The organism is Anaerotignum sp., assembly GCF_030625865.1.
Taxonomy (GTDB): domain Bacteria; phylum Bacillota; class Clostridia; order Lachnospirales; family Anaerotignaceae; genus Chakrabartyella.
The window spans coordinates 17,316-29,237 of the sequence record NZ_DAOUQB010000025.1 but is presented as its reverse complement, the minus strand read 5'-3'; the positions used below and the strand labels follow the sequence as shown (position 1 = coordinate 29,237).

13 protein-coding genes are annotated in these 11,922 nt (G+C 40.9%); 1 reads left to right on the top strand and 12 read right to left on the bottom strand.

Annotation, left to right across the window (positions count from 1 at the left end):
* Window positions 1-8: 8 nt before the first annotated feature.
* The gene (locus P9Q65_RS08700) at window positions 9-926 is read right to left on the bottom strand and encodes a ribonuclease Z (RefSeq protein ID WP_304509006.1); all 918 of its coding nucleotides are present in this window, start codon (window positions 924-926) and stop codon (window positions 9-11) included.
* 280 nt (window positions 927-1,206) lie between these two features.
* On the opposite strand from P9Q65_RS08700, the gene P9Q65_RS08695 reads away from it, so the two are divergent.
* Window positions 1,207-1,377: a hypothetical protein gene (locus P9Q65_RS08695; RefSeq protein ID WP_304509005.1), complete on the top strand. Its 171-nt coding sequence runs from the start codon at window positions 1,207-1,209 to the stop codon at window positions 1,375-1,377.
* Window positions 1,378-1,445: 68 nt separating this feature from the next.
* On the opposite strand, the gene rpmB is transcribed toward P9Q65_RS08695, so the two are convergent.
* From rpmB to def, 11 genes are all read right to left on the bottom strand, one after another.
* Window positions 1,446-1,649 (bottom strand): 50S ribosomal protein L28, encoded by a 204-nt coding sequence (gene rpmB / locus P9Q65_RS08690; protein WP_304509004.1) that lies wholly within the window; start codon window positions 1,647-1,649, stop codon window positions 1,446-1,448.
* A 117-nt stretch (window positions 1,650-1,766) separates the two neighbouring features.
* Window positions 1,767-2,405 carry a thiamine diphosphokinase gene (locus P9Q65_RS08685; RefSeq protein ID WP_304509002.1) on the bottom strand — a complete coding sequence of 213 codons (639 nt, stop codon included), beginning with the start codon at window positions 2,403-2,405 and terminating at the stop codon, window positions 1,767-1,769.
* 1 nt (window position 2,406) lies between these two features.
* Window positions 2,407-3,072: a ribulose-phosphate 3-epimerase gene (gene rpe, locus P9Q65_RS08680; protein WP_304509001.1), complete on the bottom strand. Its 666-nt coding sequence runs from the start codon at window positions 3,070-3,072 to the stop codon at window positions 2,407-2,409.
* Window position 3,073: 1 nt separating this feature from the next.
* Window positions 3,074-3,955, bottom strand: a complete 882-nt coding sequence (gene rsgA, locus P9Q65_RS08675; protein ID WP_304509000.1) for a ribosome small subunit-dependent GTPase A — start codon at window positions 3,953-3,955, stop codon at window positions 3,074-3,076.
* Window positions 3,956-3,967: 12 nt separating this feature from the next.
* A complete protein-coding gene (locus tag P9Q65_RS08670; protein WP_304508999.1) occupies window positions 3,968-6,352 on the bottom strand; it encodes a protein kinase domain-containing protein in 2,385 nt (794 codons plus the stop codon).
* A complete protein-coding gene (locus tag P9Q65_RS08665; RefSeq protein WP_304508998.1) occupies window positions 6,352-7,095 on the bottom strand; it encodes a Stp1/IreP family PP2C-type Ser/Thr phosphatase in 744 nt (247 codons plus the stop codon). Before P9Q65_RS08665 ends, P9Q65_RS08670 begins: the two co-directional genes overlap by 1 nt.
* A gap of 86 nt (window positions 7,096-7,181) precedes the next feature.
* A complete protein-coding gene (rlmN, locus tag P9Q65_RS08660) occupies window positions 7,182-8,219 on the bottom strand; it encodes a 23S rRNA (adenine(2503)-C(2))-methyltransferase RlmN (RefSeq protein WP_304508997.1) in 1,038 nt (345 codons plus the stop codon).
* A gap of 2 nt (window positions 8,220-8,221) precedes the next feature.
* Window positions 8,222-9,568, bottom strand: a complete 1,347-nt coding sequence (gene rsmB, locus P9Q65_RS08655) for a 16S rRNA (cytosine(967)-C(5))-methyltransferase RsmB (protein ID WP_304508996.1) — start codon at window positions 9,566-9,568, stop codon at window positions 8,222-8,224.
* Between the two features lie 173 nt (window positions 9,569-9,741).
* Window positions 9,742-10,416 carry a zinc metallopeptidase gene (locus P9Q65_RS08650; RefSeq protein WP_304508995.1) on the bottom strand — a complete coding sequence of 225 codons (675 nt, stop codon included), beginning with the start codon at window positions 10,414-10,416 and terminating at the stop codon, window positions 9,742-9,744.
* Between the two features lie 40 nt (window positions 10,417-10,456).
* A complete protein-coding gene (gene fmt, locus P9Q65_RS08645; RefSeq protein ID WP_304508994.1) occupies window positions 10,457-11,386 on the bottom strand; it encodes a methionyl-tRNA formyltransferase in 930 nt (309 codons plus the stop codon).
* Window positions 11,387-11,399: 13 nt separating this feature from the next.
* Window positions 11,400-11,861 carry a peptide deformylase gene (gene def, locus P9Q65_RS08640; protein ID WP_304508993.1) on the bottom strand — a complete coding sequence of 154 codons (462 nt, stop codon included), beginning with the start codon at window positions 11,859-11,861 and terminating at the stop codon, window positions 11,400-11,402.
* Window positions 11,862-11,922 lie beyond the last annotated feature (61 nt).

The following is an 11,922-nucleotide window of genomic DNA, read 5'->3' as shown; positions in this document are numbered from 1 at the left end:
CCTCCAATTCATCCTTCCTTTGGGAAAAGGATGGTCGTGCTTTTTCTTTCTTCTCCTAATGCAGTATTCGGAAAAATCTCCTGTGCAATTCCCAAGAATAATTCCGGTTCGTTTAAGGATGGACTGAAGTGCGTCAACCAAAGTTCCTCCGCATTTCCGTTCTTGGCAAGCTGCGCTGCTTCTGAAAACAGCATATGCTTATTTTCTCTTGCCTTTTGTTTCTTCTCTTCCTCACCGTACATGCCTTCACAAATGAAAAGCTGCACACCTTGAATCAAGTTGTTCACTCTGTCCACAGGTCTGGAATCCGTACAATAAGCCACCGCGATGCCTGCTCTGGCATCGCCCATTACCATGTCTGAAGTATAGGTCTCTCCATGAAATTCTACAGAACCTTCTTTTTGGATCATCCCCCACAAAGGTTTGGGAAGTCCTAATCTTTCTGCTTTTTTTATATCAAACTTTCCTTTTCGATGTATGTCAATACGATACGCATAACATCTCACCATATGTTCCGCCAAACAGTAGGATATAGAAAAATCACCTACTTGAATGGGGTTGGGCGTATCTTTGCCTATTTCAATAAATCTAATTGGAAAGGGCAATTCAGGGCAAATCCTGCATAATCCCTCTACAATGTATTCAAGCCCTTGAGGCCCCACAATTGTAAGGGGATCTTCTCTTCCCGCATTTCCAATGGTTAGCAGGAGACCTGGAAGTCCTGAAATATGATCCGCATGAAAATGGGTGATACAAATTACATCCATAGATTTAAAGCCCCATCCCTGCTTTTTCATCGTCACCTGCGTACCTTCGCCGCAGTCTATCAGCAAAAGCCGCCCATTCATTCTGGCCAGCATTGCCGTTAAAAACCGTCCTGGCATAGGCATCATTCCGCCTGTTCCCAGCAAACAAATATCAAGCATAACTTTCTCCTTTTATTTCAATAAATAACCAATATTTTTAATCATAGCGTATTCCCTGTTAAAATACAAGTTTTGCCGAAGAAAAGAAGCAATATACTCTCTTTCTTTTCTTAAACTAATTCACTATAGTTCATTTCTAGCCTTCCTCGCATAATGGATGCTAATTTCCTTACAACCTGACTTAATTTTCTTGTTCTTTTTTGAAAAAATCAATAAATTTGGTTTTCCTAGGTACATAAAACCTTTCTTCCGAATAAAGATACTACAGGGGGGTGTGCATATGCGCAGAAGAAATCAATATTTACAAATAAAATGGCTCTGTGGCATTGTTTTAATTTCTTTAGGCATAGGTATGCTTCTGGCCGTCTTCCTTCCCTATTGTATACCTTTACTAGCCATTCTATTTATCGGCGCAGGGATATGGCTCATCTTCAACTTTTGGCATTGCTAAAAACAAGATCAATACGAAAAAAAGCCTTTCTCCCAGTTATGGAAAAAGGCTTTTATACTTTCGGTCAATTAGATTGCACGTGTAATTTTATTTGCACGCATACATCTTGTGCAAACGTAAATAGATTTCACATTGCCATTATCTTCAACGATTTTAACTTTCTTTACGTTGGGTTTCCATTTTCTATTCGCACGTCTACTAACCTGACTACGGTTAATGCTGATTCTATGACCTTTAATCTGGCCCTTTTCGCAAATTTCACATTTAGCCATGTCTGCACCTCCTCTATTACTGCTTTATGTGACATAACAAAAATATTCTAGCAGAAAAGTCAAAGTTTTGCAAGAAGAAACGATGGATAAATTAAGATTTTTTTCTATTTCCCTAATTTAATCTTTAGAACGAATCACAAAAAGATATCCTTCTGTAAAATATATGGTTGCTTCTTCCTTTGCCAAAACATTACTAACTGCAATCAATTCATCATCTAAAGCAAGATCCCTGTTTGTTAAAGGGTATTCAAAGCCCGTAAGGGTAATCCCCTTAACCATCATAGACAAAGGGATAGTGGAAACAAAATCCCCTACTTTTCCATGTATCGTGATGGGTTTATCCACCAACTCTACACAGTTATTCTGATCCACCAATCTAGCCCGAATCCCTTTTTTCAATAGCCACAAAAGTAAATGGGCATTGGCAAGGCTATGATCAAAACGAGAACCAATTCCACCAAAAAGAATCAAATCCGTAGCGCCTTTTTCCAAGGCCAAACGAATCCCCAGCTGCATATCTGTTTCATCTTTTCGGGTAGGAAATTGGTAAATAGGGACTTTTTTTTCTTTATAAAACTCCAAAACCTCTCGGCTTACAGAATCAAAATCACCCACAATGTAATCAGGTGTCAACCCCAATGTTTTTGTATGATGTAACCCTCCGTCACAGCAAATAAGAATATCGGTATCTTCCAAATATTCTTTACAAAATCCGTAATCCGTAATTTTTGCCCCTGCAAAAATAACAGCCTTCATATTACTCATACTCCTTAAAAATTTCCATAAATCCCTTTGCTGCCTGCCCAATGTCTTCTTTTCCGAAGACAGCAGAGCCTGCAACAATCACATTTGCCCCTGCATCTAAAACAATTCTAACATTATCCTGAGTAATTCCGCCATCAACTTGAATATCATATCCCAAATTCAATTCTTTTTTCCATGAAGCCAGTTGACGAATTTTGAGCACTTGATCCTCCATAAATTTTTGTCCACCAAAGCCCGGTTCCACCGTCATAACCAAAACCATATCCACCTCAGCCAGATAGGGTTTTAAAGCCTCTACTGGGGTTTTGGGCTTAATGGTAATGCCCACCTTCGCCCCTGTACCACGAATCAAATCAATTACCTTTTTAGGATCTTCCGTTGCTTCCAAGTGAAAATTGATAATATCTGCACCGGCCTTACGAAACTCTTCAACATATTTTTCAGGCTCCACAATCATAAGGTGGGCATCAAAAACCATGTTACTCGCCTTACGAATTCCTTTAATTACAGGTATTCCAAAGGAAATATTGGGTACAAAAAGTCCATCCATCACATCCAGATGGATATAAGGGGTACCTGCCTTTTCAATGATTGCCAACTGCTCTCCGATTTTTGTAAAATCAATGGAAAGCATGGATGGGGAAAGATAAATAGCCATTTTATTTTTTCCTTTCTTCTTCATTCTTTAGATCTTGAAATATTGTTACATACCGTTCATAACGCAAAGGATGAATCGCCTTTCCAATTTCTTCCTTAATTGCGCAATCCGGTTCATTCACATGCATACATCCATTATAATAGCATTTGTGTACAAACGGCTCGAATTCTTTAAAATAGTATTGCAGTTTCTCCGATGGAATATGGTTTAAAAACAGTGAAGTAAAACCAGGGGAATCAACAATATAACTATTTTCAGAAATGCAAATCAACTCAGCGTGCCTGGTTGTGTGCCGTCCTCGCTGTATTTTCTCACTAATTTCTCCCGTATTTAATTCTAAACCCGGAAAAGCTGCATTAATTAAGCTGCTTTTTCCTACACCGGAGGGCCCTGCAAAAACAGAGATTTTATTTTCTAAAGCCTTTTTCAAATTTTCCACCCCAGTACCCGATTCTGCACAGGTACAGAACACAGGATACCCCGCCTGCTGGTACATGGCAGTAATCTCTTCATACTGTTTTTTCTTGTCCTTATCAATTTTATTGATCACAATGACAATTTCCAGCTCTTGTTCCTCAGCAAGAAGCAAAAATCGATCCAATAAATCTAAATTGATATTGGGACTTTTTGCCGCAAAAACAATAATGGCTTGATCCACATTACTCACTCTAGGACGAATCAATTCGTTTCTTCTTGGCAGTATCTCATCCAAACTACCTTTTTTATTTTTTTCGTCCAAAATAGAAATTTTAACATGATCCCCCACCGTTGGACGGATGCCTTCTTTCCTAAAAATTCCTCTTGCACGGGTTTCAAAAATGCCTCTTTCCGTGTCTATATAATAGAACCCACCGATTCCCTTCACTATTACGCCTTCCAGCATATATCCGCCACCTTATTCTGAAAAATTCACATTTTGTGTCCACTGTAACTCATCATCAATATAGCAACTTACCGTACCGCTTCCTCTGCCTGAGATGGTTACAGTATAGGGAAATTGGGTAGAATTTCTTGTCTCATCCACTGCAGGGAACAGTCCATCTGCATCATTTCTGACAACACGAACATAAAGATCACCGTCTGCACCGGCAGGCGCATTAATTGTAAAAGTTTTGGAGCCTGTTGTGGCTTCATTGCTATTAGTGCCGTTATTTGTTGTACCGTTATTTGTATTATTGTTATTCTCATTTGTAGCAGACTCATCCGCTTCGGGCTTTCCTAAGCTAATCACCAAATTTACAATACTTCCGCTGGGTACTTCCTGTCCGGCACTTACTGTCTGGGTCATGACCTTGCCTTTTTCCACTGTTGAACTCTCCGCCTGCGCTACGTTTCCAACCACCAAACCAACTGCAGTCAAATCATTTCTTGCCTGTTCTTCCGTCAATCCCGTAACTTTTGGTACAGCTACGTTTTGGTTTTCCTCTCCCTTGCTAACCTTTAACACAATTGTACTCTTCGCATTGATGCTCTGCCCAGCAGTAGGGGTTTGATCCAAAACAACGCCAACTTCTTTATCTTCATTGTATTCGTATTCGATTTGTGGTGTCGTTCCCACCAAAGAAACAATTTTTGCTGTAGCTGTCTTTTCTTCTTCTCCTACTACAGAAGGCATATCATGGGAAACCAATCCAAGGCTGGTTTTAATGCCAATTTTGGCTCCGCTGGAAACCATTGTCCCATCCTCAACAGACTGATAAATGATATATCCCTCATCATAGTAATCGCTATAATCTTGTCCTTCTTCAACCAATTCTATCCCCAACTGTTCTGCTGCAGAATTGGCATCGGTGAGGGGCACCCCAATAAAAGTAGGAACTTCAATATTTTTTTCCGATGAAACAATGCCGCCAAAACCGCCGCCTAAAAACTTCAAGCCAGCTACTGTAATAACCGCAATGATAATTAATGCAGTAACAATCGCTGCAATAATCACCTTTTTCTCTGAATTACGATCATGTTCGTTTCCGTAATCCCCCTCTTTTCTGGGGTTCCTGCGCATTTTCTGGGGCCTTTTACTTTGTTTCACGGGCTCCGCCTCCATATATTCTTTTTCGTAATCATCTTCTTTAGATAGTCGTAGTTTCTTACCATATTTTTCAAAACTTACCATTGGCTCCTGCACCGGCTTTGGTGCACTTCCATTTTCAACAGAAGGTTCCGCAAGGGAATTTTTGTTCCGTTTGATGAACTGAATTTCTTTTGGATCCGCTGCCTTTGTAGTATCCGCCAACTCCACTTTTTCCTCATTTGGTGAAATAGGATCATCAACTTTTTCATCTGTTTTCGTCTGTTTCTCTTGCTTTTCACGAAGTTCAGCTGCCACTTCCGCCCTCCTGGAGCGACGCATGCCGGAATTTGTACTCACCGCTGTACCTGCAAGGGTTGCAGCAGTAAGTGCTGCCTCAACTTCCTTCTTAACAGGTGCCTCCGTATGTAGAAATCCACCTGCCGTATCCGTTCTTGCCCGAATCAAATCCGCCAGCATCAACTCAACCGTAGCATAGCGCTCATCCGCTTTTTTCATAGTGGCTTTCTTAATAATCCCCTCAATTGCAGGCGTACAATTAGGATTATACTGCCTAATATCCGGGAGCTCTTCGCTGATATGCTTAAGCGCAATGGAAACGGAATTGTGTCCCTGAAAGGGTAAAACACCCGTAATCATCTCATACATAGTAATGCCCAGAGAATAAATATCGCTCTTTTCGTCCACATAACCGCCTCTGGCCTGCTCGGGGGAAAAATAGTGCACCGAACCCGCCGCATTGGCTGTTGTAGTCATGGTAGATGCCGTTGCCGCTCTGGCAATTCCAAAATCCGTAACCTTAATTACACCATCGGTACCAACTAAAATATTTTGCGGCTTAATATCTCTATGTATAATATGTGCCTTGTGGGCTTGCGCCAGTGCAGAGGCAATTTGAATAGACACATTTAATGTGGAGCGGGAATCAAAGGGAGCTTTTTGACGAATCGCTTGCTTTAACGTATCCCCGTGGATATATTCCATAACAATATAACTGATTTCCCCATCTTCTCCTACATCATAAACCCTAACAATATTCGGATGAGAAAGCCTGGCTGCAGAACAAGCTTCAGAACGGAATCGTTCAATAAATTCATCGTCCCCAATAAACTCTTCCCGCAAAACCTTAATCGTAACATATCTGTCTAATTTTTTATCCTTGCCCCGATAAACCATAGCCATACCACCGGAGCCAATTTTTTCTATAATCTCATATCTATCCCCAAGGACAGTTCCGGGATTCAACAACATTAGTTCTTACCTCCTACATCCACCAAAATCAAGGAAATATTGTCATATCCTCCTCGTTCGTTGGCCATTTCTACCAATCTCTGTGCTTTTTTTTCCAGGGCAATTCTCTTCCCTATAATATCCGCCATTTCTTTATCAGATAACATTCCGGATAAACCGTCTGTACAAAGTAGCAATATATCACCCCTCATAGCCTTTTCCACAATGGCATCTGTCTCAACAGCTTCTTTAATTCCCACAGCTCGGGTAATAATATTTCTTTTGGGATGATTCGCCGCTTCCTCTTTTGTAATGGAGCCCAGCCTGACCAGTTCCATCACATAAGAATGGTCTGTCGTCAAAGGATTTAACTCCTTTTTCCGAAATAAATATGCACGGCTATCCCCAACATAGGCAACATATATTTTTCCATCTTGAACCGCAGCTGCAACTAAAGTTGTGCCCATCTCTGCAAATTCTCGGGTAGAATTGGATTTTTCATATACTGCCTTATTGGATGCTGCCATAGCCTCAGCTAATAAGTCGGGAATATCTTCTTCACCGTGTGAAATTTGTTCCTGTCGAATATAGTCTAAAAAAGAGTCAATGGCATATCGACTCGCCACCTCTCCTGCATTACATCCACCCATACCATCGGCTATAATATATAGGTTTTGAATGTCGTCCGCAGGTGAAGGCACATAAAATGCATCCTCATTATTCTTTCTGCACTTCCCAATATCACTGATTCCTACTGCATTCAAACAATACACCTCCTCCGGTGTGCAAAATTCGTAAAAATCCCCCAAATTTAACCTTCTTTTGTAATCATATTTTTTAAACGAGGTTTCTACTTACTTTTTAAATGACTGCGCCTCAACTGACCACAAGCTGCATCAATATCGCTTCCCAATTTTCTGCGAATGGTAGTTTCCACACCACTTCTTTGCAAAATAGCTGCAAATCGTTTTACTCTTTCATCAGTGCTTTTCGTATAATCCCGCTCTTTTACATCGTTTATGGGAATTAAATTCACGTGGCAAAGCATATTTTGAAGCTTACCTGCCAACTCTCTTGCGCAATCATCACTATCGTTAACACCTTGCATCATTGCATACTCAAAGGTTATACGCCTCTTTGTTTTTTCTGTGTAATTAAAGCATGCAGCCAGCAAACGATCCATTGGATTTGCCCTAGCCACAGGCATGATTTTTTTTCTTATTTCATCATTGGGTGCGTGGAGAGATACCGCAAGGGTAATCTGAAAATGTTCTTGCTCCAAAAGATACATTTTTTCAATCAAACCGCAGGTAGAAAGGGTAATATGTCTTTGCCCCATATTTTGACCTTCAGGATGATTGATCAAGCGAATGAATTTCACAACATTTTCATAATTATCTAATGGTTCACCACTACCCATTAAGACAACGCCATGAATATGCGCCCCGCAATCTCTCTGTATTTCATATACCTGGGAAAGCATCTCCCCCGGGGATAAATTTCGCTCCACACCGTCTATGGTGGAAGCACAAAATCTGCACCCCATACGGCATCCCGCTTGGGTTGAAATGCAAACGGTATTTCCATGCTCATATTTCATCAATACGCTTTCAATCACCGAATCATTCTCTAAAGCAAAAAGATATTTTCTTGTTCCATCCATTTGAGATACTAGACGGCGAACCATTTCCACACCGCCAAGCGTCGCATTTTGCTGAAGCTTTTCCCTTAGACTTTTAGAAAGATTTGTCATCTCATCAAACGAGGTAACTTGTTTTTTATGAATCCACTCAAAAACCTGTTTCCCACGAAACCCGGGTTCATTCAATTCCGCCATAAAAAGCTGCAACTCCTCGAAATCCATTGATTTTAAATCTATTTTCGTCATGGCTATCCCTTTCTTTTCAATTTCGCAATAAAGAACCCATCTGTATTGGTTCTATGGGGTAACAACGTAAAATACCCCTCTTTAGCAGTCTCCTGGCAAATTTCATGGGGCAGAAATTCTGTCATATCCTCCCCAATAAAATCAGGATGATTTTTTAGAAACCATTCAATATTTTTCTCATTTTCTTTCTTACAAAGAGTGCAGGTGCTGTACACCAGTATTCCTCCCTGTTTCAGATATTTTGCCCCATTTTCTAATATTTGACGCTGAATGGGCACCAATTGATCGATTTCATCCCCATTCTTTTTCAAACGAATATCGGGCTTTTTTCCCATTAAACCTAAACCAGAGCAAGGAGCATCTACTAAAACCCGATCAAAAGCCCTGATGTAAGTCTTATCATACTGGGTAGCATCCTGCTGTCTGGGTTCAATTATACGAATCCCAAGGCGCTGTGCTCCTTGGGAAATCAATTCAATTTTGTGTTCATAAATATCTCCGCTGATTAACTTTCCATTGTTCTCCATTTTTTGTGCAATGGTAAAGCTCTTCCCCCCCGGAGCGGCACAAAGATCCAGAATTGTTTCCCCTTTTTGGGGATCTAAAACTTCAATGGCAAGCTGGGAGCTTTCATCCTGAACATGAAATAACCCCTCTGTAAAGGCGTCTAATCCACCAATATCCGCAGTCTTCTTTAGATGCAAGGCAAACGGAACAAGTCCTCCATCGGTAATAGCCACACCCTTTTTTTCCAACTTCTTTTTCAGCAAGGCTTTCTCCGTTTTTAAAGTATTCACCCGTATTGTTACATCCGGCGGGCAATTATTAGCTTGGCATAGCATTTGTGTTTCATCGTATCCAAAATATGCAATCCACATCTTTACTAACCAAAGTGGATGAGAATACTGAACGCTCAAAAACTCCGGCGTACCCATCTCTGGCAGTACAATATTACCCTTCTCCCTTGCAACCGTACGTAATACACCGTTCACAAAGCCCTTTAATGGTGCCAAACCTCTTTCCACAATCAGCTTTACTCCTTCGTTACAGGCGGCAGAATCTGGTATTTTCATAAAGTACATCTGATATACCGCTGTGCGTAAAACCGCCAAAACCCATGGCTTCATTTTTTCCGTTTTGGTTTTGGAAAATTGATTAATCACATGGTCGATATAATATAAATTTCTGAGAGTACCGTTTACAATTTCCGTCACCAGTGCCCTGTCCTTTGTTGGCATTGCACCGTTCTGACGTAACAGCCTGCGTAATGCCATATTGTTATATGCGCCTTCCTCCATGATTTCCACCATAGCCTGGGCTGCAATTTCTCTCGGGTTAATTTGTATCATTCTTTTTTCCCCTTTATCAGGAATCTCGTTTAAAATCTAATTCACTAAATTATTATTATAAAGTATTCTGTGACATAGAGCAACATTTTTCGCCATTATCCCATGATTTCATGCTTTCACAAGAAATGGCAAAAGGCCGATTTTCAATTTAAAAATCAGCCTTCTTTTTATACTTAATCGCTTCTTCTTCCAAAAATAGCAAGCAAACGTAATAATTGCATTACCGCTACAATTGCTGCTGCAACATAGGTTAACGCCGCCGCTTTTAATACCTTTTTCGCTCCGCCGATTTCATTTTCATCCAAAAAGCTTTGATCCACCAAAAGATCAATCGCTCTTGAAGAGGCATTAAATTCAACAGGCAAGGTAATCAAGGTAAATGCAACCGCTGCCGCAAAGAAAATAATCCCAAGTTCAATCATAAAATTTCCGGTACTTCCACGAAACAATATACCAATGAAAACTAATGGCATTGCCATTCTCGAGCCTAAATTTGCAACCGGAACAAAAATGCTTCGTAACGCTAGGGGCGCATAGCCTACGTCATGCTGGATGGCATGACCAGTTTCATGGGCCGCTATACCTAATGCCGCCACAGATGTACTGTCATGTACACCTTGGGAAAGGCGTAAGGTTTTAGTACGAGGGTCATAATGGTCGGTCAAATTTCCTGCAACTCTTTCGACACTAACATCATAGATTCCAGAATTTTGAAGCATCATTGTGGCAACCTGCGAGCCAGTATAACCTCGTCTGTTTTGTACCTTAGCGTATTTGTTATATGTTCCTGTTACATTCGACTGTGCATACAGCGAAAGTATAAATGCTAAAATCAATAAAAAAAACATATTGGTTCCTCCTTTATTTTTGCAAAGTCCAAATAGACCGTTACTGTAAAAGGACGCCCTTGTTCATTGCATGACCTCTTAAATACGCATCTGCCGCCATCCTTTTTTTGCCTCTGACCTGCAACTCCGTAATGATCAATGCACCATCGCCGCATTTTACGACGAACCCCTTCTTGGTAATATCAATAACTTCGCCTGTTTTCCCCTGAAGATAGTCTCCTTCTGCTTGCATTCCCTTGAAAATCTTCAAAGGCTCTTCCTCATAAACTGTATATGCCCCGGGCGTTGGATCCAGACCACGCATCAAATCAATGATTTCCTGAGCACTTTTTGTCCAATCAATATGACCGGTTTCCTTTGTAATCATGGGTGCATAGGTAGCTGCCTCATGATCTTGAGGAACCCTTTTCACCGTTCCCGCCTGCAAAGCAGACAGTGTGTCCAAAAGTAAATTTGCACCCGCTTCTGCCATTTTATCATGAACGGAAGAAAAATTGTCTTCCGGCGTAATTTCAACTTCCGTTGTTAAAAGCATATCCCCCGTATCCATACCTTTTGCCATAAACATGGTAGTAATTCCTGTAACCTTTTCCCCATTTATAATGGACCATTGCATTGGGGCTGCTCCACGGTATTGGGGCAACAAAGAACCGTGTACGTTGATACAGCCATACTTGGGAATATTTAATATGCTCTCAGGTAAAATCTGACCAAAAGCGGTCACGGCAATTACATCTGGAGCAAGTTCTTCTAATAATGTAACAAACTCCGGATCTCGTGCCTTTTCCGGCTGATAAACCTGAAGACCCTGTTCCAGAGCATATTCCTTCACCGGGGTAGGTACTAGTTTCTTACCTCTGCCTTTTGGCTTGTCAGGCTGGCTTACAACGGCAATCACTTCATGCTGTGTCAGCAAAGCCTTCAAAGAATACACCGCAAAATCGGGTGTACCCATAAAAATAACCCTCATGTGCTACGCCTCCTTAAACCTCTTCCACATCCTCTTCCGGAATGGCTTTGTCGATATACAATATCCCATCCAGATGATCAGTTTCGTGGCAAAGGGCCACAGCCATGAGTTCTTCCCCTTCCACTACAATCTTTTCTCCGTTACGATTTAAAGCTTCAACCCTTACATATTCTGGGCGCTCAACCAACTCACTTCTACCGGGAACACTTAAACACCCTTCATAATCAATTTGTGAACCTTTTTTTTCCACAACGACAGGGTTAATCAGTTCTACTAAGCCCTCACCTACATCTATGGTAACAACTCTCTTCAAAATACCTACCTGAGGCGCTGCAAGACCAACCCCATTGGCAGCATACATAGTTTCAGCCATATCATCTAATAAAATCAATGTTTTCTCGTTAATTTCCTTTACAGGCTTACATACTTTTCTCAAAACTTCATCCGTACTCAAACGAATCTCCCTTGTTGCCATTTATCTTACCTCCTAAAAGTACAATTCATGCAAAAATATTCCCAGCTTCTAAAAATTCACG

Bases quoted from the DNA above. Each gene is read 5' to 3' on its own strand.
- P9Q65_RS08700 (WP_304509006.1), bottom strand. From the start codon at position 926: ATGCTTGATATTTGTTTGCTGGGAACAGGCGGAATGATGCCTATGCCA.
- P9Q65_RS08695 (WP_304509005.1), top strand. From the start codon at position 1,207: ATGCGCAGAAGAAATCAATATTTACAAATAAAATGGCTCTGTGGCATT.
- rpmB (WP_304509004.1), bottom strand. From the start codon at position 1,649: ATGGCTAAATGTGAAATTTGCGAAAAGGGCCAGATTAAAGGTCATAGA.
- P9Q65_RS08685 (WP_304509002.1), bottom strand. From the start codon at position 2,405: ATGAAGGCTGTTATTTTTGCAGGGGCAAAAATTACGGATTACGGATTT.
- rpe (WP_304509001.1), bottom strand. From the start codon at position 3,072: ATGGCTATTTATCTTTCCCCATCCATGCTTTCCATTGATTTTACAAAA.
- rsgA (WP_304509000.1), bottom strand. From the start codon at position 3,955: ATGCTGGAAGGCGTAATAGTGAAGGGAATCGGTGGGTTCTATTATATA.
- P9Q65_RS08670 (WP_304508999.1), bottom strand. From the start codon at position 6,352: ATGTTGTTGAATCCCGGAACTGTCCTTGGGGATAGATATGAGATTATA.
- rlmN (WP_304508997.1), bottom strand. From the start codon at position 8,219: ATGACGAAAATAGATTTAAAATCAATGGATTTCGAGGAGTTGCAGCTT.
- rsmB (WP_304508996.1), bottom strand. From the start codon at position 9,568: ATGATACAAATTAACCCGAGAGAAATTGCAGCCCAGGCTATGGTGGAA.
- P9Q65_RS08650 (WP_304508995.1), bottom strand. From the start codon at position 10,416: ATGTTTTTTTTATTGATTTTAGCATTTATACTTTCGCTGTATGCACAG.
- fmt (WP_304508994.1), bottom strand. From the start codon at position 11,386: ATGAGGGTTATTTTTATGGGTACACCCGATTTTGCGGTGTATTCTTTG.
- def (WP_304508993.1), bottom strand. From the start codon at position 11,861: ATGGCAACAAGGGAGATTCGTTTGAGTACGGATGAAGTTTTGAGAAAA.